Annotated in this window: 13 protein-coding genes; 1 reads left to right on the top strand and 12 read right to left on the bottom strand. The window is 48.5% G+C overall.

What is annotated here, in order from left to right; genetic code table 11:
* Nucleotides 1-249: 249 nt before the first annotated feature.
* The 6 genes from pcrB to HI950_RS18660 form a co-directional block, all read right to left on the bottom strand.
* A complete protein-coding gene (gene pcrB / locus HI950_RS18685; protein WP_169084688.1) occupies nucleotides 250-945 on the bottom strand; it encodes a heptaprenylglyceryl phosphate synthase in 696 nt (231 codons plus the stop codon).
* Between the two features lie 560 nt (nucleotides 946-1,505).
* Nucleotides 1,506-4,040, bottom strand: a complete 2,535-nt coding sequence (locus tag HI950_RS18680; RefSeq protein WP_169084687.1) for a U32 family peptidase — start codon at nucleotides 4,038-4,040, stop codon at nucleotides 1,506-1,508.
* A gap of 136 nt (nucleotides 4,041-4,176) precedes the next feature.
* Entirely contained in the window at nucleotides 4,177-5,376 is a 1,200-nt protein-coding gene (locus HI950_RS18675) for an efflux RND transporter periplasmic adaptor subunit (RefSeq protein WP_169084684.1), read from the bottom strand.
* Between the two features lie 16 nt (nucleotides 5,377-5,392).
* A complete protein-coding gene (locus HI950_RS18670; RefSeq protein WP_169084682.1) occupies nucleotides 5,393-8,509 on the bottom strand; it encodes an efflux RND transporter permease subunit in 3,117 nt (1,038 codons plus the stop codon).
* 160 nt (nucleotides 8,510-8,669) lie between these two features.
* Complete coding sequence (locus HI950_RS18665; protein ID WP_169084680.1) at nucleotides 8,670-10,595, bottom strand: stalk domain-containing protein; 1,926 nt, start codon at nucleotides 10,593-10,595, stop codon at nucleotides 8,670-8,672.
* A 57-nt stretch (nucleotides 10,596-10,652) separates the two neighbouring features.
* Nucleotides 10,653-11,774 carry a S1C family serine protease gene (locus HI950_RS18660; RefSeq protein ID WP_169084678.1) on the bottom strand — a complete coding sequence of 374 codons (1,122 nt, stop codon included), beginning with the start codon at nucleotides 11,772-11,774 and terminating at the stop codon, nucleotides 10,653-10,655.
* A gap of 296 nt (nucleotides 11,775-12,070) precedes the next feature.
* Here HI950_RS18660 and HI950_RS18655 point away from each other — a divergent pair, with 296 nt between their 5' ends.
* A complete protein-coding gene (locus HI950_RS18655) occupies nucleotides 12,071-13,039 on the top strand; it encodes a sugar phosphate isomerase/epimerase family protein (RefSeq protein WP_169084676.1) in 969 nt (322 codons plus the stop codon).
* Nucleotides 13,040-13,099: 60 nt separating this feature from the next.
* Here HI950_RS18655 and HI950_RS18650 read toward each other — a convergent pair whose 3' ends face one another.
* From HI950_RS18650 to HI950_RS18625, 6 genes are all read right to left on the bottom strand, one after another.
* The gene (locus tag HI950_RS18650) at nucleotides 13,100-13,315 is read right to left on the bottom strand and encodes a hypothetical protein (RefSeq protein WP_169084674.1); all 216 of its coding nucleotides are present in this window, start codon (nucleotides 13,313-13,315) and stop codon (nucleotides 13,100-13,102) included.
* A gap of 237 nt (nucleotides 13,316-13,552) precedes the next feature.
* The gene (locus tag HI950_RS18645; RefSeq protein WP_169084672.1) at nucleotides 13,553-17,341 is read right to left on the bottom strand and encodes an S-layer homology domain-containing protein; all 3,789 of its coding nucleotides are present in this window, start codon (nucleotides 17,339-17,341) and stop codon (nucleotides 13,553-13,555) included.
* Nucleotides 17,342-17,371: 30 nt separating this feature from the next.
* Complete coding sequence (locus HI950_RS18640; RefSeq protein ID WP_169084670.1) at nucleotides 17,372-18,415, bottom strand: peptidylprolyl isomerase; 1,044 nt, start codon at nucleotides 18,413-18,415, stop codon at nucleotides 17,372-17,374.
* A 256-nt stretch (nucleotides 18,416-18,671) separates the two neighbouring features.
* On the bottom strand, nucleotides 18,672-19,787 hold the full coding sequence (locus HI950_RS18635; protein ID WP_169084667.1) for a glycoside hydrolase family 88 protein: 1,116 nt from the start codon (nucleotides 19,785-19,787) through the stop codon (nucleotides 18,672-18,674).
* 69 nt (nucleotides 19,788-19,856) lie between these two features.
* Nucleotides 19,857-21,470 carry a response regulator transcription factor gene (locus HI950_RS18630; RefSeq protein ID WP_169084665.1) on the bottom strand — a complete coding sequence of 538 codons (1,614 nt, stop codon included), beginning with the start codon at nucleotides 21,468-21,470 and terminating at the stop codon, nucleotides 19,857-19,859.
* Nucleotides 21,445-23,250, bottom strand: a complete 1,806-nt coding sequence (locus HI950_RS18625; protein WP_169084663.1) for a cache domain-containing sensor histidine kinase — start codon at nucleotides 23,248-23,250, stop codon at nucleotides 21,445-21,447. The genes HI950_RS18630 and HI950_RS18625 overlap by 26 nt, the downstream gene beginning before the upstream one ends.
* Nucleotides 23,251-23,340 lie beyond the last annotated feature (90 nt).

Below are 23,340 nucleotides of genomic sequence, written 5' to 3'. Positions count from 1 at the left end.
CGAAAATATGTCATTTTTGTTGTTTGAACGGATGCACAGACTGATTCAGTCCAATCGCTATTCGCGCATGCGCCAGCAGCAGCCATACGTAACGTTGTTCCCTCATAACCAAGTACCGACGTATGAGCGGATTGAAACAAAAAAAGCATCTGGCATTATCGACCTTTGGTCATCATTGCTCATAACCATCAGGAGGATTCTACAGATGCGTCTTGTATCATTGCGTTGTAAGCTTAGAATTGCGCGAGATCAGGCATTCTTCACTGCTGCCACCGTGGACAAAGCGGCTCCTAGATCGCTGTATATAATGTTGCCGACGACTACCGTATGCGCCGCTTGCGCCGCAAGGCGTGCTTTGTCCGGATTATCGATTCCTCCGCCATAAAATAGCTGGGCATGGGTGACAGCCGATCTTGCCCGCTTCACAAGCTGCATATCCCCGAATCGGCCGCTGTACTCCAAATAAATAACCGGAAGGCGCATGAGCCGATCTGCCATCCGCACATGGGCTATGAGCTCAGCTTCCGTCAGCTCGGTTTTCGCTTCCGTTACCTTCGCCGCCGTTGCATCGGCATTCAAAATAATATAGCCCTGCGCAGCCGTTTCCTCCCAAGGCACAAAGGAGCCATATTCCATCAGCCCTTCGGTTTGCCGTCCCGTAATCCATTCCGCCCGGCTCGTGTTCAGCACAAGCGGTACAAAATAACCGTCGAAGCCGGGAACAGCACCTTCTAAGCTGGATACTTCTAGCGCGCAGTCTACCGCATATCTGCGAATGCGCGCCATCAGATCAACCGTATTTTCAAACGTAACGCCGCTGGAGCCTCCGACGATGATCGCATCAGTACCTGAGGTGCATATTTGATCCAGCGCCTCATCGGATATGTCCCGATCGGGATCAAGCTTAAACACATGCCTCCAGCCAGAAAACCAAACCTCATTCATGAATAACCAAACCTCGCTTTTTCCCAAAAATCGAATGTCGAAGCATTGCTTTTCCTTCTATGCTATGTCAGCGGGAATACCGTGTCAAATGATCTGCTGGATGGAAAAAAAACGCCTCATTTGTCGGAGGCGCTAAAATGCAGTTATCTGTGAAAATGCAAACTATTTAGGGGCTTTAATTAGGACTTCCAAGCACAAAACGAGCCTTAGCAGCGATTCTAAGGCCCGCTTGCCGATAGATCGTGCATCAGCATGGAAATTAACAGGAAAATATCCCGCTAATTCATGGAATTTTAGACCAATATGAGAAGTAGAAGGATTTTCTCCCGTTAAATTTCTATTCCACGTCCATTTGAGGTGAAAACGCAATTTTAACGTGAGATTTTCCTGTTAATTGATCTATTGACCGCCGCACGGAAAAATTAGATGGTCATTTTACTGTTATTTCCTTACTTAAGGATTCGACTACGAATACCGTCAATATGCATAAAAAAACGAGCCTTAGAAGCGATTCTAATGGCTCGTTCTCGTATTGTTTAGTCATTTATCATAAAAAACATTTATTTCTTCACGAGCTGGCCGCGCGTTACGCCCAGTTGATTGATTGCCTTCAGACTGCGCCATACCTGCGTTCCGCTTATGCGGCCATCGAGCGCATCGCGGTATAGCGACAACACCTCAAGCACCTTCTCCGGCGTTTCTTCCAAAAACTCGACGCGGAAGTGGGATACGCCATAGCCGACAAAATTGCGGATATATTCTGCGCCCGATTGCTCGATCGCGTTGTATACCGTATTGCGGCAGCCTTCATCCACGCGAACGGGATGCGCCATTCCGATGCGATCCTGCAAGGAAGCTCGCTTCTCTTCGCAAGGACGTCCGCAGTTCGTAAAGTCTGTCCCTTCGCTCATGAACGTACAGTACACGCAATGCTCCGTATGGAACATCGGCAAATGCTGATGGATGACCATCTCCAGCATCGACGTATCCGAATTTTCAAGCAAATCGATCATTTGCTGAATGTTCAGATCGTACGATGGCGTAATGAGATCAAGACCTACATCCGTAAACAAATTGACGGCCTTGTGGTTCGCCACATTCAGCGAGAAATCGCCGATCAGCTTAGGGAAAGGCTTATCCGGATTCGCTGCGCGGGCACGCAGGTAATAATAGAGCGCACCTGTGTTCCGTACAAGCACCGCATCAGGCTGCAGCTTCAAAATATTCGCATGGTAGCCGTTCTCGCCCGGCATGTGAATGCGCGGCGTTGCCAGCGCAATCGGCTTGCCCGCTTCACGTGCAGCGGCTACAGCAGCTGGAAATTGCTTAATGAATTCGAAATCGGCATAGACGTAAGAGATATCGGTTGTCACCGCTGCCTGTACCTGCTCAAGGCTGCGGCATAATGCGATCAGCTTCGCATCCTTGCCGCTTTGCGGCGCCAAAATATCCTTCTTCGCTGCATCAGCCTGGTAGACATCCTCGCGTGAAGCTACAATATTCTTCACATAGACAGGCGGCTTCGGACGCTCGCCAGCAAGCAGCTCTACCGCTTCGCGGCGCAGCCGGTTCAGCTCGCGGATCGGAACGATCAAATCGCCCTGCAGCTCAACTTCAAGCTTCTCCAGCTGATACACGGTACCGCCTAGACGGCCCAGCTGATCCTCAAGCAGCGCCGCATCCATTGGACGCTTTTGCGCTTGCTCCAGCTCAAGCTCGGTCACAACCTCTACCGTCGTGCCCTTCTGAACATCGGTCCACCAAGTACGCATCGGCTGCCCAAGCGCGCCGGTTACTCTTACATGAAGCGGGAATACGCGATACGGCTTCTCCGTTTCAAAGGTCGCTCTCAGACGCTTGTCCAGCGCAGGATCGCTTGTTTTCCAGACGCGGTCGCCGACATGCACCTTGCGCAAGTCAACATCATTGCGGCCCGCTACCAGCTCAATCATCGTGCCTTCCTGCGCTTCGCCTTCGATCTTCACGCCTTGGCGGCGAATATCGTAGACGCGGCCGCCCTCTTCCTTCTTCGTCGGGTCGCCTGCGTCAAACACAATGCCATCTCCGCGCTTAAGCGGCGCGTCGATCCGCAGCGTAACCGCATCGCGCATAATGCGCTCTACACGGCCGAGGTAGACGCCACGGCTTTTCGGGAACGTGCCTTCTACGAGCTGCTTGTTGTTCGTTCCCGACAGAAAACCATGCGTGAAGCCGCGCGAGAAGCTTTGCTGCAGCTCACGCACATCCTCCACCGACGGCTTCGACAAATCGCCGTCAAAATATTTATCGATCGCACGCCGATACTTGCTCACGACATTCGCGACATATTCCGGGCTTTTGAGACGCCCTTCTATTTTAAACGACGTCACGCCCGCTTGGATGAGCTCCGGCACAATATCGATCGCCGCCAAATCCTTCGGCGACAGCAAATACGCGATGTCTCCCATCGGCTGCACCTCGCCGTCAACCATCAAATCATACGGCAGCCGGCAAGCCTGCGCGCATTCGCCGCGATTGGCCGAGCGTCCTCCCCACATCTCGGAGGTGAGGCACTGACCCGAATACGACACGCAAAGCGCGCCGTGCACGAATACTTCCATCGGAAGCTTCGCCTGCTCGCCAATCGTGCGGATTTGCTTCAAGTTGTTTTCGCGCCCAAGCACGACGCGCTCAAGCCCAAACGGCTTCGTAAACTCTACCGCTTCTGGCGATGTTATCGTCATTTGCGTCGAGCCGTGTATCGGGAAGTCCGGCGAAAGCTCGCGAATGAGCTTCACGAGGCCGAGATCCTGTACAATTACCGCATCAACACCTGCATCAATACACATTTCAATAAGCTTCTGCGCGTCTCTCAGCTCGTCCTCAAAGACGAGGATGTTAAACGTCAGGAAGCCCTTCACGCCGTACGTGTGCAGAAAAGCCATAATTTCCGGCAGTTCCTCGCTCCGGAAGTTGTTCGCGCGGGCGCGGGCATTAAACTTCTCTACGCCAAAAAATATAGCATCGGCGCCATTCGCTACGGCCGCCCGCATGCATTCCCAATCGCCAGCCGGAGCCAGCAGCTCTATGTCCGATCTTACTATTGTATCTGTCATTTTAACGATCTATCCCTCACATTCTTCAAACCTGCTCCTACTATCTTAACAAACCACAGACAGCTATACCACTACACAATACTGGCATCGCGCAAAAAGACTGGCTCCCGAGCAGCGGAAGCCAGTCTTTTCACCTTTATTTTGATTCGACCGCGCCAGATTGTATGCTTTGGCCGTCCTTCAGCGAATGCTGGCCAGACACGACTACCGTCTCGCCTTCCTTCAGCCCTTCCAAAACTTCCTGGTAAATGCCGCTTACCCGGCCGAGCTTTACGGCTCGTTTCTCGGCAACGCCAGCGCTCGAAATATAAATGAAAGTATCGCTGCCCGCTCTGACCACGCTTAGCGATGGAACAGCCACAACCAGTTCTTCCTCGGTCGTTGTCAATTGTACGTGTACGCGCTCGCCCGGCTTTATGGCGCCATCTGAATTATTCGCTGTTAATTCGAGCGCGTACATTCTGCTTGCCGCATTCGGAACGTCTGAGAGGTAGACGATTGTCGCCTTCCTCTTGTCGGACGGATTATCGGCATTATAATAGAGAAGCTCTTTTTTGCCGCGAGCGAGCGCCGCTGCAGGCTCGCTCAGCTCGGTCTTGATCTTCAGCTGCTTCACGTTCTGAACAACGGCGATCGTCGTGCCGCCATTAATCGCCATTCCCTCGGCAATGGCAAGATCCGTAAGCGTTCCGGCTGCCGGAGCTGCAATGTTAAAGCTCTCGAGCGTCAAATCAGCCTGCTCCAGCTGAACTTTGGAGGCATCCACTTGCCCTTCATATACGACAAGCGAATTAGCGCTGTCATGGGAGGCAAGCTGCTGCTTGGCAGACTCCAAATTTCGGCGCGCTGCATCGATCAACTGCTGATCCTCCTGCGAGCTTGCTTGAATAAACGCATCCTCCAGCGCTGCGATCGAATTCACAAGAGCGGCGCGGCTTGCGGCCTGATCGACCTTAGCCTTCTCAAGCGATTTTTGAGCGCTTGATAGACCTGCTGCCGCTTGCTTCTTCTGCAGCTCGGCGCTGCGAGATTCCAGCTTCGCGATCACTTCACCTGCCTTGACTGAATCGCCGTTTTTCTTTAATAGTTGAACGACTTTTCCGCTTGCAAGCGCAGGAATATCCAGCCTGACTGCTGCACTCACCTCCGCTACCTGCTCCCGCGGCTCGCCCATGCTAACCTTGGCGGCGGCTTCCGTCTTAATTTCGATGGCAGGTGCGTTCCCGCTTTCTTCTGCGACAGGTTCCGCTGCGGAGCAGCCCGCCAGCAATAGAGCGATTGCGATAAAAGCGGCTGCCGCCGCTCCTTGCTTCCTTTTTGTAAATCGTAGAAACATATGATTCAGCTCCCTTCTATACCTCTAATCCTTTAGGTGTGTGGTTGTCCGGATGAGGGACTGCAGGTTTATTCGGCCTGCCCAGCATTTTGTTTTTGAGCGCTTCAAGTATTTCATATACGACAGGTACGACGACCAGCGTAAGCAGCGTCGAAGTAATTAATCCGCCTATAACAACAACGGCTAGTCCTTTGGAGATAAGCACACCTTCGCCAGCGCCCAGCGCCAGCGGCACCATAGCCGCAATCGTCGCAACGGCAGTCATAATGATCGGACGCAAACGAACGAGGCCCGCTTCGATCAAAGCTTGACGGACAGGCATGCCTTCCTCCCGCAGCTGCTGCGCGCGGTCCAACAGGACGATCGCATTGGTGACAACGATGCCGATCAGCATCATAAATCCGATCAAGGAGGTGACGTTGATGGATTCATTGGATATAAGCAGCCCAAGCAATCCTCCAATAATAGCAAGCGGAAGCGAGAATAGAATCGCGAATGGCGTACTCGCATTGCCGAAGCAAAGCACCAATATGAAGTAGACAATGGCTATAGCAATGCCCATCGCTAGAAACAATTGCGAGAAGCTCTCCGCAATATCCTCCGAGACACCCTGTATCTCGGTCGAAACGCCTGTAGGCAGTTCTATATCTACGAGCGCAGCCGATACCTTCGCGCTGACCACCGTCTGGTTAGGCGAATTGATCAACGCCGTTATTTTCACAATTTGCGATTGCGATTCCCTGCTTAGCGACACCGGAGCCTGTACCTCCTCCAGCTTAGCCACCTCTTGCAAGTAGACGATTCCGGCTGTTGGCGATTGAATCGGCATTTTGCCAAGCCGCTCCATCGAGTTTTTATCCTCGTCGGACAGTTTCACAACCGCGGTATACAGCTGATTATCGAGACGGATGTCACCCAGTGGCTGCTCTGCAATCCACATGCTTACCGCGTCCCGTACTTGAGCCGGCGATAGGCCGAGCTCTCTTGCCTTGGACTGCGAGACGGTAATGCTTACCTCTGTTTTCGCATCGCTAAGCGTATCCTCAATATTGATTAGCTCCGGGAATTGCTGCAGCTTCTCCTTCACAAGGCGCGCGCCCTGCTCCAGCAATTGCTGGTCTTCCCCTTTCAGCACATAGGAGAAGTTGGATGTACCTACACCCCCCGTATCTCCTCCGGTCGTTTGCGTCTCCACTTCAGACCCTTGCGGAAGCTGGGCTTCGATCATTTCTTTATATTGCTCCAGAACCCGCTCTACATCAGCATTTTCATTGAGCTCTGCCGTTATGTTTGTGATGTAAGGGATCTGCTCATCATCATCATTGTAGCCAACCAAAGATTCTACAAAGGTAAACAGCTTGTCCCCTGCGCTGTCCTTCGCTTCAAGCAGCATGTTCTCGATCTGCTGCATCTGCAGGTCGCTGCTTGCAAGCGAGGTTTCGTATGGAAGCTTCACCTGAATGAAAACAAGCTTCTCCGGTCCGCCTGAGGGCAAGAAGTTAACAGCCAAATTCGGAATCGTAATGACCATTGTCGCTATCAATAAGACGAGTGACAGCAGCAGCGTCTTGATTCTGTTCGACAGGCACCATTCAAGCACGCGCTGGTAGAAACGCGGTATCTTTCCTTCATGCGAATGCTCTTTCATTTTGAATTGCTTTCTGCTGCGAAGCACGAGCAGCTTGGTCATCATCGGAATGACCGTCAGGGCAACCAGCAGAGATGCAAGCAAAGCACAGGACACGGTCAAAGCGAATGGCCTGAACATTTCCCCTACGATGCCCGTTACTAGTGCCAGCGGCAAAAATACGCCAGCCGTAACAAGCGTCGAGGACGTAATAGCCATCGATACCTGCTTCGCGGCCATGATGACGACCGACTGGTTGCGCTCCTGCGCTTTTTCCAAGTTGCTGTAAATATTCTCAATAACGACAATACTATCGTCCACGATTCGTCCAATTGCGATAAACATGCCGCCAAGCGTCATAATGTTAAGCGTAATGTTCAGGCTCGACATCATCACTAGCGTAATTAAAACCGATAGCGGGATCGAAACAAGCACAATTAACGTCATTCTTATGTTGCGAAGAAACAATAAGATCATGAGCGATGCGAGAATAATCCCGATAAAGCCTTCCTTCAAAATGCCGCCAATCGACTTCCTCACTTCATCGGCGCTGTCATAAATTTTATTAAACGTAATCTGAGGCTGCTGCTTCTCCCAATCGGCGATAACCGCATTGACTGCGTCTGAGAAATCAACAGCGTTTGACGCGCTTGTTTTATACAATCGAATGCCTAGCGCAGGCTTGCTGTTAAACCTTGCAATAAACTTCTCATCATTAACAGCCTTTATTTCCGCCAAATCTTTCAGCAATACCGTCTGTCCTTTACTTGTAGCCAGCTCTAGATTTTGCAATCCGTAAATGCTGTTTAAATCGCCCTTCACGCGTGCCATTTGCGCTTTTCCGTCTAATTCGACGGAGCCTACAGCACCGTTAGTCAGAGCCGACTGTATCGCGCTCGTAACCTCTACCCCCGACAGCCCAAATACGGACAAGGCATCCGCCTTCAGCAAAATGTCGAGCGTCGTCTCGCTCACGCCAATCGAGTCCGTATGGTCAATGCCATCGACACCTTCGAGACTCGGCTTGATTTTGTCCTCATACAGCTTATTCAGCTCGCCCTGCGACATCCCCTCGTCCGCATAGAGCGTTAAATAATAGGCCGGGCTTGAGGAAAAGCCGAAGGTCATCACTTTAGGCGAAGCCGCGCTGGCAGGCAGCGTGACCTCCTGCACTAAGCTTTCCAAGTCCTTCTTCTTTTTCTCGATATCCGCGCCTTGCTTAAACTGTACGACTATGCTCGATACATTATCGCTGGATGTTGAGCTCAACGTATCCAAATCTTGAAGATTAGCGATCTTATCCTCAATTGGCTTCGTCACCTCTTCCATCACATCCGTAGGCGGTGCAGGATAGGTCGTCACAATCATAATGACTGGGAACGAGATATCAGGAATATTTTCCACCTTGAGCGATGATGCCGAGTACAGTCCTCCTCCGATTAGCATCGCGATTAAAATCATCATTGCGGCCACTTTATTCATCGAAAAGCGGATCAAACCATTCAACCAAAACCCCTCCTAGCTTATCTATATAAAACGATTGTTTAAATATCGGCATTTTCTTGGTCTAAGTTGAATGAATTCATCATTTGTCACCAAATTGCTACCTTTTGCACAAAAGACCGATTCCCGCTTGGGAAACCGGTCTTGCCATTATCGACTTAAATTAATTAAAGCGTATCGATTGCGCCACATCGTTAATCATTTTAAGGTTGCTATCCGTTGCGTGCATATCGTACGTAATAAAACTAAACACGATCGAACCCTTTTCAGTATCAAAGATATACATGGCAAGCGTATAAGGTAGATCCTCCTCTGGCGTAGAGTAGTGAAGTTCTACTTTTTGCCCCGATTTCCCATTGATCGTTACCGCAGAAGATCCCTTAGCCGTAACCCCCTCTGAGACACCATCATTTGAATTTGGAACCTCTAATACAGTCGACACGATTGACGCAGCTTTTTCGTTCGACTCGAAAATTTGGAGATCTCCCGCACTGTAGGAAAAAAAGACCTCATCCTTGTCCAAGTTGTTTTGCACGCCATCCCAGTATGTAGGAATATCAATGGAGTACCCATAGGTTGAGCTGCGCTTCATTGTTTTCCCGCTGCGGTCAACCAGATCATAATCATCCTCGACGGTTCCAAAGCTTTTCTCTATAAAAGCCGTATCGATATCAGCGGAGCCAATAATCTGCTTGTACGTTTGCATGCTCTTCGTACTATTGGAAGAAGGGTATATATAGTCGAACGAGTAACGATAGTCCCCAGAAATGTAGGTAACCTCGATATAGGTAAACCAAATGTTGTCGCCGAATGAAATCTCATAGCTCAGCGTTTGAGCATTGCCATCTAGCAAGGTAATCGGTGCCTTCGCTATATTGCGAAGATTTGAAGCAGCGTAGTCCTCGCGAATACGCGCTTCCCTGCGTGACGCCCAGTTCTCAAGCGTATCTCCCGGTGCAGCTGCTGAGAACGAGAATTGGAAAGCATCGGTATCATTCTCATACCATGGTGTCGTGCTCTCCGGATCGCTGCTCCAGTCGGCCGGCAGCTTAACGGTCAAGCCATAGTCAGCATCCTTAAACGTAATGGATCCATTCTTCACCTTCGTAATATCTTTTAACGTCGTATCCGCTTGGTTAAAGGAAGGCACAAAGCTATTTAAAAACGCATCATAGCTGTTCAGCACCGTTTTGTCCGCACCTTTTGCACCTACAATTACAATGTAAAAGGTATCCTCTTTCTGAATGCCGCGGTACTCATAATACATTTTTGTTTGTTTCGCGTAGCTTACCACCTTCTCAAATGTAAGACCATTCACCGTAATGGCACGTTTATCCACCGTAATCTCATCTTCATCATAATAGGACAGGATGAGTTCTCGCTTTTCTTCAATTGACAGCTCGTCGTCGCCGACACGCTCAGTAAACACGTTTACTTGCGCAGCAACTTTAGAATCATCCACCGTATCTGCCCATTTTACAAAATCACCGTTGTCGCTTTGAAGAACTTGAACGAGACCTGTTGGATATTTCAACGACCAACCATAGTAGCTGTCGCCAACTTTTGTTTTACCGAAATCCGAATCGATCGACGTTCCGCCAGCTCCTGACGTTTGCGCGCGGACACCTACGATAACCGTTTCTTTCGTTGCGCTGTCAGCTGTTATTTTCGCGCCAAAGGCTTCTACAATAACGCGAAGCGGAACCATCGTCGAGCCTTTGACGGCTACAGGAGCGACGGCTACTGCTTTTGCAGCACCATTTACTTTTACCGTTTTGCTTCCGAAGGTTAGGACGATCTTGCGGTCATTGTATGTAAGAGTAATCACATTGCCATTTTCCAATTTAAGTCCTGCTCCAAAAGCATTTGTAATGACCTTCAGCGGAACCATTGTTGTGCCATTGCTTACAAATGGGGGTACGACGGTAGTCGACTTCCCGTTAATTTTGACCGTGGGGCTTCCTGTCTTCAAACGAACTTCAACCTTATTGTCTGCATCTGCGGCGAATACGGCAATTGGCAGCATAGCAAGGATAAGCAATGCTGGCAGCAGAAGAGAAAACATTCTTTTGTACAAATTCATTTTCATGATAAATAGCTCCTTATTATCAAATAATTGCGATGCTTTTGGGCTTCATCCTTAAAATTAACCTTCGACTAGTGTCAGCTTCCGAGTCGCAAGATCGCCGTCGATCTGCAGCATAACCTCGACCTGTTGACCAGGCAAATAGCTTTTCAGCAGCTCATTAAGCTCAACGATCGTGGATACTTGCTTGCCTGCAACTTTATAAAGCAAATCGCCGTTTTGAATGCCGATTTTTTTGGCTGCTGACGAAGTTACGGATTTGACCGTTAATGGATCAGAGGTCGGGATGCCGATAAATGCTGACCAGCTTTCCTCAAGCCCCAGTCCAAGCGATGCACGTTTGACATGCCCGTATTTGAAAAAGTGATTCGTAACGTATTGTACGGTATCGGCAGGAATAGAAAATCCGAGATTATCGACGCCTACCTCTACAAACTTCAAAGAGTTGATGCCGATGACCTCCCCCTTCATATTGACGAGCGGTCCGCCGCTGTTGCCAGGGTTAATGGCTGCATCCGTTTGAAGGAGATTATAGGCTGATGAGACACTGCGGTTCATACCGCTCAAAATACCGCTTGTCGCTGTATTGCGAAGCGAGAATGATACTGGAGTACCAATCGCCACAACCGTTTCTCCAACCTGTACCTTAAGCGGGGACGGCGCCAGCTTCGCGGTAGGAAGCTTCGCAGCTTTAATTTTCACAAGCGCCAAGTCACTCGCCTCATCATGATGGGTTCGTTCTGCATCATACTGCTTGCCGTCTGCCGTTACGACAACCAAATTGGTCATATCCTCGACGACATGCGCATTTGTTACGATCCATCCGTCTGCCTTAATAATTACACCCGTTCCGTGCGCCAACGCATATCTCGGATCAGCCGAGCCGATATCCTTCGGCTTGCCGATTATGGCGACGACGGAAGGCGATACCTTCTTGACGACGGATGGAATATCGACCGGCTTATACACATAAGTGTTCGTCTTCGAATCAAATGTTCCGCTTCCGCCCAGCGTGTTCGTCAACGAGCCCGCTTTCACATAAACCTCACCATTAACCTTAATCGCGTTCAATGCGTGCGTTGCTGAATTGCCTGTGCCTGTACCCGCAGCCCATGCTGTTCCTGCAGCGACAATCGCTCCTAAAACGATAAAACTGCAAACACGCAGCACACTGCTTTTCATGGATTCCATCTCCCTGTCTCTATACTGGCTTCGGTATTGATCCTGCAATACAATATTTAACAACCATTTCGTAATATAGCATATTTCTCCATCACCAACAACGAAAAATAGAGAGATTGCTAGTTCCATAGAGGCCTATTCAAACCGGCATTGTTCGCGCACTATGCTTGTTTTGTTTATTTATTATGCGATTTTGTCAAAAGTCGTTTCCATTATGTGTTCTCATTACAGAAGTGGTATACTATATTGGACTACTAAATCAATCCATTTGATGGATTCGGGAGGTAAATGAACAAATGAAATTAGGAGTATTCAGCGTGCTTTTTGCACAAAAACCGTTCGAGGAAGCACTCGATTATATCGCTTCCAAAGGACTTGATGCCATTGAGATCGGAACTGGCGGATACCCAGGAAACGCGCATTGCGATTTGGATGGATTGCTAGCGGATGAAGGCAAACTGAAAGCGTTTAAGCATGCGGTAGAATCACGTGGATTGATGATCAGCGCGCTTAGCTGCCACGGCAATCCGCTTCACCCGCAAAAAGCGATTTCTTCGGAGCATGATGAGGTTATTCGCAAAACGATTGAGCTTGCCAACCGTCTAGAGGTATCGGTCGTCAATACATTCTCCGGCTGCCCAGGCGACCATGAGGATGCTAAATATCCGAACTGGCCTGTTGCTCCATGGCCAAATGATTTCCAAGATATTTTGAAATGGCAATGGGAAGCAAAAGTTATTCCATATTGGTCTGAGATCGCTAAGCTTGCAACTGCAGGCGGCGTAAAAATTGGCCTTGAGCTTCATGGCGGCTTCTCCGTTCACAGCCCGGCTACTATGCTTCGCCTTCGCGAAGCGGCTGGAAACGCAATCGGCGCTAACCTTGATCCAAGCCACATGTGGTGGCAAGGCATCGATCCTGTTCAAGCGGTACATATTCTTGGCCGTGCAGGCGCGATCCATCACTTCCACGCGAAGGATACAACGATCGATCCAATCAACGTCAATCATCATGGCGTAACGGATATGCAATCCTATAGCCTGATGCTCGATCGCGCTTGGCAGTTCCGTACGGTTGGCTATGGCCATGACCTTAAAACTTGGGCAGACATCCTTAGCGCGCTTCGTCTTGTCGGCTACGACTACGTTGTCAGCATCGAGCACGAAGACGGCTTGATGTCCGTAGACGAAGGCTTCACGAAGGCTGTTCAAAATCTTCAACAAATTCTCATCCGCGAGCCGCTTGGCGAGATGTGGTGGGTATAATAGATCAACAAGAAAAAGGTCTGCCGGACTTGTCCGGCAGACCTTTTTCTATGCGACATGCTACGCCATCCAAACTTTTGTGATCATAATGAAGTCGATCAATAAAAACAATGCCAGCGAAACTGTCGTAAAGCCGATCGCGAAAATGTTTTTCTTCGGACGAGCGTTCAATAGCCGAACGAGACCGATTGCGATCAAAATGGTAAAGGCAAGCATAAACCAATCGAAAGTACCAATTTTACTTGCTGCTTGAGCTGCTTCTTCTGCCAAAAACATGAAGGGACCTCCTTTTTTTCGCACGTAACCTATATTACTATATGTTAGCTTTTTGTGGCTTCGGACGCAAGTCTGAATCAGGATTCGTAACAACTTTGTCACGATTTCCAATATACGCTTCTATAACTATTCCTATTCTACCCCACAAATATAAATTGTCCATCTCTTCCAAGATCTATAACTGCAAAAAAAGGGACAGGGAAGCGTTAGTCCAACGCTCCCCTTATCCCTGACCGCCTATTTGCTATTCAGCAATGCTAAAATCATCGTAACTGCTTCTGCTCTGGTTGCGTTATCCGCAGGAGCGAAGATGCCGCCTTCTCTGCCTTGAATAAGCTTCGCTTTGAATGCCGCGGCTACATATGGCTTTGCCCATGCCGATATTTCATCCGCATCCTTAAACGTTAACTCTACATGATTCTCAAGCGGAAGCTTTAACGCCCGGACAATCATCGCCGCAATCTCTATGCGCGTAATGGCCTGAGCCGGACGATAAGTATTGTCTTGGAATCCGCTTACAATACCGGACTTCACCATGCTCGCAATATATGGCCTAGCCCAAGCCGGAATTTGGTTCAAATCTGCAAAATCGATATCTGCTTCTGCTTCCAAATGCAGCGCTCTTGCTAGCATCGCCGCAAATTCTCCACGCGTTACGTTTGCATTCGGACGGAACGTATTGTCCGTGTAACCGTTTATGAATTTAAGCTGAACCGCTTCTTGAATCGCTTTGGATGCCCAGTGGCCTTCAATATCAGTTAGAACGATAGGTACGGATGGCTTGGAAGGCTCTTCTACATCCGGTTTCTCCGGTTCAGGCTTCGAGATCCCCCCTCCAGGGTTGCCGTCGCCAGGCGAGGTGGAATTCGCTAGCGTCCTCACAACAACGCTAGGGCCATCCTCGCTCCATTTGCCGCCTGCGTTATTCGCTTCTATTTTGAACGCGTACGATGTGTCCGCAGTCAGCCCGACAACTTGATAGCTATATACACTGCCTGCTACGCTCGCCTGCTTTACGCCATCTTTATAAACTGCGTATTCGGTAATGCTAGGCGCATCATCAGCCCCGCTCCAGTCCAAGGTTACCCCGGTTTGAGACACGTTCGAAGCGGTTACTGCCCCTTTCTCCCATGTTGGCGGCTCAGGCACAGGCTGTTTTACATGAAGCGTTAGCGCTTTGGTCGGCAATGTGACTAACTCGCCCGTCGAAGCGTATTTGATATTATCGAAGGCAAATGTACGTCCATTCGCACTATCCCATAAGTAGCCGAGTACGATCCGGTCAAAGCTTGCAATCGCTGTCGTTGTTTTCACCAATTGACCATCGATATACATCTTCAAATCGGTTCCCGATGTGTAATCCCACTTCAGCTCATGCCAGCCTACGCTCCGCTTAATCGGCGTTGCCTCCCATGCGGTTGAAGAAGCGCTTGCCCTTACCGAGTAATGGGTCAATGAGCCATAAGCGCTGCCATCATAGAGCAAGCCCATTCCTGCCAGCAAGCTGCTTCTAGCGTTGCCGACATGCGCGACCACTCGCGTCTTCGAGCTTTCGGAGCCGTCATCATAAAGCATCATCGATACGACGCCCTGCTGCTTGCCGCCAAACACCTTTTGAATGGCATTGCTGCCGTTTCCAACTACATAAAGGGCGCTTTGATCGCCATGATACGCGACTGCATCAGATATGCTGCCCGTTGTTATGCTCGTGCCCGTCTCCGGCGTGAAGTCATTCCAGCCGTTCTCGAAGCTTTCCGAATAAATTAAATCCTTGTATTCCTGCACCTTAGCGGAAACCTCAACCTCCGTCACACCGCTTAAGTCGCCGGTCACTTCAAGCTTGCCCGTCAAGGAATCAACAACAACATTCTCATTATTTGTCGCATACTCCACTTGATGATAATCTGCATATTGGATCGTATTTTGTTCCTCGGTCACACCGTCAATTCTTAGCTGCAGCTTAGATTTCTCATCCGATAGCTCCGTGCCGTCCGAAGCGATCTGATAGGATATGACCTTGGAAGGTGCGTGAACAATGACCCGTGACTCCGCTTTAACACTCGGATTAATGGTGCTTTCAGCCGTAATGGTCGTTTCTCCCTCAAGCAGCGGCGACACAAATCCTTGCGCATTAATTGCCGCTACAGCTGGATTGCTGCTGGACCACTTAATGCCTTTAAACCAAGCATTCTCAGGCCCGACTATTGCGGACAGCTTCTCTCCTCTATGCTTGGCATGAAGCTCCAGCACCGGCTTGTCGATGACGATGGTTTGCGGCATCATTTCCGGTGCCTGCTCGCTTGGCGCATCACCCGAATATTCATGCGCTCCGATATCCGTTTTAGCAGCTGATGAAATCGGATTATTGAAGAAGTCCTTTGTCGCAGATGCCCATACGGACGGCGTCAAGGCCGTCATATCCATCCCCGCATCGATAGCCGGCGAGCCTGGAAGCAGCTTGTATCCATTTAACTTTTCTACATCAAACGCGCTTTGGCTAGCGTTAACGATATCCTTTGGCTCCTCGCCCGCTCTTGCGAATTGCGGACTCGCAAACAAGTTTTGTTCGAGTGACAATCCAGTAAGCTTCAAGTCAAGATAGCCGCTCCCCGGATAAAAGATATTATTTTTCACTTCGCCGCCAGCAAAGCGATCTTGACCGATCGGCGTATTGGCCTTGGAGTAGAAGATGTTATTGTAAAATCTTAAATATTTTCCCGGATCGCTGATCAGCTTCGTCTGCACATGCGCATCCGTAAAGAATGTGTTGTTATGAATCAGCGGCGCATCTCCAAGCGTAGTCGGCAGGTAATGGAAGAGATATCGTCCGTCTCCATCATTTACGCTGACGTTATAGCGCACGAGCGAGTTTGTGGAGCCGCTCATAAATAGAATGAATCCGCCGCGGTTGCTATGGCTATAGTTGTATTGATACAGCGTTCCTTCGCAGAACATGTCCACATCAAAAGCCTGTCCGTCGTTGTAGCCATAAATACCGCCATACACCTCATTATATTGGATGACCATATCCTTTACGCCGATGACCCAAAGGCCGGCATAGTTAACATTGCCTACATTTTTCGCAGAATGTCTGACAACCGTATTGTATTCCATTCTGCCGTTGGTTCCCACATTGCTCATGACGAAGCCGTCACCCTGCACGTCGGCAACATAATTGTTATTGAACACGATATTTTTGAGAACTCTAGGAAAGTTGGCTTTCGTGTCGCCTTCCCGGTAAAGTCCCGCATTCCGAATCCCTTCAATATCAACTCGTTCAACGGTATTCCCCTCAACGAGCACATCCTCAATATTGCCTAGGATCAGAATGCCGCCGCTGCCTACCTTCCAGCCTGAAGGGTTGCCGTCGACATCATGTATGTAGTTGTTTCTTACTACGATGCCCCGGTGTGGATTAGCTTCCCATTCCGTTACATTTGTCGAGGCCGTTCTAATGTTGATGCCCGCACGCTGAGAGACAACGTCAGGGTTTTTGTTCGTTAATTCGAAGTTGCTAAATTGCAGATAGCTGCCATCGACAACATCGATCGTTGCGGATAACGTTTTATCTTTTACACCTGCATAGTTAAGGATAATAGCTGATTTTTCAGTCGTTGTTGTACCATTGCCATTAATGATCGGTCTTATAGACGGATCGTCGCTGCCGTATTTATCGAAAACAATAGGCGCTTCTTGCGTTCCCGAAATCCCTCTTAGCTTCAAGGAGCCATTCCATACGTCTCCAGCCTTGAATAAAATCCGGTCCCCGGGCTGCCAGCTTACGCTGTTGACCTTCTCTAATGATGCCCACGCTTGATCTTCCGATTTACCATCGTTTGCATCATTTCCCGCATTGCTCACATAATAGGTTGAGCCTGATACCGTCTGTTCTGCTGCAGCCGTCGGCTGCGCTTCCTCCGAAGATTCGCTGAGCTCCTGCGCCGAAACAGCGGGGATCGCCATTGTCGTTAAGAGTGCTACGAACAGAATCATTGAAACGAGCTTTTGCTTCATTAGATGTTTCAAAAACATCTACCTCCTCATATTTTGATGGAATCATGTTTTGATCGTAATGTTGTGGAACACCTCCTTATTCAATTGAACCTTCGATTCTTTCAAACGCTTGCCCACTTCCGCTTCCAGACGCTCTTGCACATAAAGCTGAATGACTGCGCTTTTTACTTCCTCATACTTTTCAAGCCCTTTATCCCGCTTCAACACAAGCCTGTACATAAACCATTCGTTGTCGGATTGTTCGATCTCGCTGAGCTCGCCTGTCGAGAAATCGAGAAACTGGAGGTACAGATTTTGAGATTGTGTGTCTTCTTTCGAGGTCTCATCCAGGTTCAAGGTCAGATGCTCGGTCGTTACCTCTTCACCAAGAAAAGCCGCTGCCTCGTCAACGGGGATATTTTTTTCAGTAGAGACTTGGCGGATCTTAATTAATTGTTCCTGCTCGCCCGCTTCGTTCTGGAGCGAAATTTTCTCATAATCAAACGCATAGCCTTTATGAAAATACGGCTCCTTCACCTTGTCATAGTAGGATTTAAGTTCACCATCGGACAGCGTGCGCTGAGCTTCCTTCGTCCATTTATCGATTAGCTTTTGAACGTTCATGCTATGGTAATAGGAGTAGTACTCCGCTAGCCCATATTTTTGGGGACCGTAGATAGGCTGCTTATTTGCGAGCTTTTTTGCTCGATCCTTATTTTCCTGCTCATATCTCTTCAAGAACGCCTCATAGGAAATGTCGCTGACGATACCGTTCTCTTTCATGATGATTTGCTCGATCTTAACCTTAGTAAGCTCATCCAATGCTTTTTGCTTCGCATACGCGAGCGGGTTTTCGCCGTTAAAGGAAGAGGTCCAAAAGCTCTTGCCGTAATCGGCATTATAGGTGCGTTTGAAATAGCTGGTTGCTAAGGCCTTGTTATTTTGCAAAAAAGCTTCAAATTCACGATCCGATACGTTGTACTTGCCGATCGAAAAAGCAGTGTTTGCATTGGAGCCTAATGACCGCATGTCGCCAAGCCCAAATGCCCCGGCAATAAATAAAATCAGGATGCTAGCTAAAGCGAATAGAAGCCTTTTCCTTCTCACAACATCCTTCCTCCCTCCATAAATGTAAGCACTTACAATTATGCTTTGTACCATTATAGACAGAAAGCAAACTTCGCTATAATGAATAAATTTGACTGATGTCGTATAAATTTTACCTTTTTCAGCTATTGCAGCTGATTATGAGATTGGAAACGCCTTTACGTGATGAACCACCTCTCCAACGCAAAAAAGAACCTCCGAATCCAAATGAATTCAAAGGTTCTTTTTTGCTATAAGCTGCCGCCCACCGTGATTGTTACCAGTAGCCTTTAATCCCCTTCTGCATGCGAATCAGCGCTTCCACATAATAATAATCGCCCCAAATCATATAATCATCAGGCGCACGATCGCCGCGCACATGATAGGACCCGTGCCGCAGCAGTCCTTCCGCATCCGGCAGATCTGTTGTTGCATATCGGCTGAACAACGACCCCATGCTGCTTTGGAGCGCCTCCTCGAATATGGCGTGGTCGGAATCGTCCGCAGACAGCACCTCCAGCAATTCAAGCAGGCCGCAAGCGGCAATGGCAGATGCTGAGCTATCTCGCGGTGTATGCGATTCAATCGGCACATCAAAATCCCAATATGCAACCTGATCCTCCGGCAGATGCTCAATGAAGTAATGCGCCAGCCGTCTGGACGTCTCCAAAAAAGCGGCATCCTTCGTATAACGATAGGCAAGAGCGAAGCCATAAATGCCCCATGCTTGGCCTCTCGTCCAAGTTGAGCCATCCTCATAGCCTTGATGCGTCCCGCCTCGAAGGGCATGGCCGGTTTTGGGGTCAAAATAAAACGTATGGTAAGACGACCGATCTCCGCGCACCAAAAACTTTTGGCTTGTACAAGCATGCTTGTACGCAATATCATAATACTTCTGCTCGCCAGTCTGCTCATATGCCCAGAATAAGAGCGGAAGATTCATTAAACAATCGATGATCATCCGTCCGCCATTTTCCGGGTCATCCTCCTTGCCCCATGCTTGAATAATGCCAAGCTGCGGCCGCCAGCGCGAATAAAGTTTTTCTGCCGCTTGCAGAGCGACCGAACGCGCCTCTTCACTTCCCGTCACACGCCACTGCGCCACTGCTGACAATGAATATAAAAAACCGATATCATGATGATCCAGCGCTACATGGCGATCCAGACGGTCTTTAAAGTTCGGCAGGTATGATTCCGCCGCTTCCTTATAGAAGGAATCATCGCTGTATTCGTAGGCAAGCCACATCATGCCGATGTAGAAGCCCTCTATCCAATCGTCATTCTCTCCCCATTCATAACGCTGCCCTTCTGTAATATGCGGCAGCTTTCCTGGGTGTTTACCAATATTTTGTTTCACTTTGCCAATCGCATCATTAATTGCTGTTTGCCACATAAACCATTCACCGCCTTATACGTTATCCATCACCTTGCTTTGTCCTCTATTCCTCTAGCTCTCTCCGTTTTACTCGAAATGGCCTTTGCTCCAAACCGAATATTCGCTAGGTCTCATGCCCATCTCTCGCTTGAACAATTTAATGAAGTAACTTTTGTTGGCATATCCCAAATAATCCGAAATTTCTTCAACGCTTTTGCTAGATTGCTGAAGCAGCTCCTTTGCTTTCTGCAGCTTGACCATATTGACATATTCGATGAAATTTTGGTTCGTCTCTTTTTTGAACAGGCGGCTAAAATAGCTGGAATTCAAGTTCAAATGATGAGCCATATCCTCAAGTGTCAGTTTTTCCGTAACATGCGTTACGACAAATTGCTGCGCCTTGATCACTTCCGTCCGTCTTGAGCTGATCGCATAGATGCTTAATCGTCTGGAGAGCTCATTCAAATGCTTAATCATCCACTCCTCCAAATGATCCAGCGTTTCAATCGCGTTCACCGCATCATATAATTTCTCGCCGGATAGGAAGGGATGATACTGGAGCGTAACCTTCGTCTTCATTTGCAAGTCCATGAGCAGCTGCAGCACGAGCTCCTTCACGTCGCTAGGATGGAATTTTTTCACTCGAACGACATTTGACCACTCCACGATCGTATTCCGCAGTGCATCAGGCTCATTTAAAGCGATGCTTTGATTAATGCGCGCGAATAACTGAGCATACTCGGTATACATATCTTCTTTCGAAAAGGGCGCGATTTCGAAGCTATGAACGGTCGATTCCCTCAGGTAAAAGCAATGCTCCGGCTGCTTCAGCATTGGCAGCAGAACCTCTTGCATTTCTTTTGGCCCTCTCGTTTCCCTTCCCTGAATACAGGAAACCGATATTTTTAAGTACGTTTGGATAGCTGCAATAGCCTCCCGCATCGCATAATAAATGAGCTGCTGATCTTTGGCGGGCTCATCGCTGCCATACAAAATAACGAGCTGCTTATTGCTGTAACGGAACGTCAACCAGCGGGAAGAATCCAATAAGTCCTGCAATACATTTTCCACCGAGAAAGCAATCGTATAATCGTTTAATTTCCTATTGCTTGCTACGGTCGACATCCGGTCAATAATAAGAACGAGCGGGATGTAGCTTTTGGCATGAAGCAAAACACCGTTGGCCCTGCCGTGCTCGATCCAGGTCTCTTTTTTCCAGAACGATTGAAACAAGGTGTCTTTCAGAAACTTTTCCTTAAACGCCGATTGATTCATCGCCTCTTTTTGCTTATACAAGAGCATGTCTGTCGTTTTCTTATTTTCCGCCTGCAAATCGGTCACGATATTTTTCAAGATCGCTTGCAGCTCTTCGACATCCAAACTTTCCTTCAATATATAATCCTTCACATTCAGCTTCAGCGCTTGCTGCGCATACTTAAATTCATTGTGGCAGGAAAGCACAACAGCTCTGCCTTTCGGATTAATTTCGCAAAATTTCTCCAGCATCTCAAGCCCGCTCATCTTAGGCATGCCAATATCGGTCAAAATAATGTCGGGCGGATTTTGGCATGCGGCCTCCCAAGCCTCTAGGCCATTTGAATAACAGCCGATCAGCTTAATATCGAGCTCCTGCCATAATACCGTTTGTGAGAGATAACGTATGACCGGATAATCGTCATCCACTAGAATTGCCGTCAACACGCTGCGCACCTGCTCTCTCACATTCAAATGGAAAAATTAAAGTTATCGTCGTTCCAACACCGGACTCGCTTTCGATCGTCGATTTAACAGACTCTCCATAAACGAGGCGCAGCCTTTGAAACACGTTTTTGACGCCGATACCGGAAAAACTTTTTCTCTCGCTATCCTGCGCATCATGATCGTCCTCGCTTTTTGCTTGAAGCTCCTTCAGCTTGCCCTCCGTCATGCCGATGCCGTTATCCCGCACCTTTATTTGCAGCAGCTCGCGTCCATCGCCTTTCTCCTTGCTGGCTTCGATAAAGATTTCGCCGTCATATTGCTCAAAGCCGTGAATAATCGCATTTTCAATCAATGGCTGTATCATGAAGCGCGGAACTAATGCTTGCTCGCAGCCATTCTCGAAGTTATAAGCGACCCTAACCTGATTGGCATGGCGGAAATTCATCAGCTTCACATAATGGAGCACGGTGTCCACCTCTTCTTGCAGAGGAATAAACTCGTTATCCCGATTAATCGTCATTCGCAGCAGCGAGGACAACGATTTGATTAATTCCGCATTCTCCCGATCCCCTTGCACCAATATATTGAGCCTGATCGAATTGAGCAGGTTGAACATAAAATGCGGATTAATTTGCGCTTGCAGCATTTCCAGCTCGGCTTTGCGCTTCTTTGCCTGCTCTACCGTAATTTGCTCGAACATTTCCTGAATACGGTCTAGCATAAAATCTATCGTTTTAGCCAGATGGCCGACCTCGTTATGCCCGCGAATGCCATTGCGCTCGTCAAGCTGCCCGCGTCCGATCTTCGTTACGAACACGCTTAAATCGCGAATCGGCTTCGTCAATGCCGAGATCCGTATCGTCAATAAGCCAAAAAATAAGGAGAAAAACAAGGCTTGAACGATAAAGCTAATAAACAAAACCTGCCTGTTCTTATCGATGGCTGCTGACAAAGGAATAAGGCTGACGACTCGCCAATCATTGCTTTCTAGCCTCTGCTCCACATAAATGTATTTCTTGCCTTCTATTTCAATCGTTCGCCCCATTCCCTCTTGCTTCCACCATAGCAGCTTCTCCCCTATTCGGGCAGGGTCATCATGTGATATCACAACTCCGCTCGCGTCTAACAAAATCATTTCCTGATTTTCATTTGTGGTGAGATAGGGCCGAATCAACCGTTCATTCACATTAACGATCATGTAGCCGATAGGAATGCTAGCCGTCCGTTTGATCGGTCGTCCCATCGTAACGTAGGCGGTCTTCGTCTTCGCCGATTGGACGTGCTCTCCCAGCCAATAGGATGAGAACATCGGCAGCTCATTTAAATGCGGAAACCAGCTTTTCTCATACCATAATCTCGGGTTTAGGTCGCTATGCGAATAGTTCGTATAGAAGGGTTCTTTCACCCCTAATATCGTGACCTGAAAATCATCCTTTTGGATAAAAAGATCGTCCAAAATCCGCGATAGCTTGCTGAAATTGACCGCATATTCTTGCTTCTGCTGCGGCAAGGCTAATTCAGCCTTATTGACCATAAGCATTTGACGGATTTCGTTATTCATCAATACAAAATTGGATAGATTCAAGGTTTGCTCAAAGACGCTGTTTATTTCGGATTTAGCGACTTTAAGCGAGTCTTCTGCGTTCAATACCACTTTTTCCAAAATAATATCTCTCGTAAAATAATTCGTAACTAAATAAATAACGGCGAGCGGTATGACAAAACAAATCAATGCTGACCACACTAATTTCTTCCGCAGCGAATCTTGTCGAGTTAACACGAGTGCAGGCCTCATATCTGAATAGAATAGGGACAGAAATTGGTGCTCCTCCTGTCCCACAACATTGTAAGCCCTTTATTATGAAAGATC

This window comes from Paenibacillus sp. PL91 (assembly GCF_012935325.2).
Lineage (GTDB): Bacteria > Bacillota > Bacilli > Paenibacillales > Paenibacillaceae > Pristimantibacillus.
This window is presented reverse-complemented; position numbering and strand designations above follow the sequence as displayed.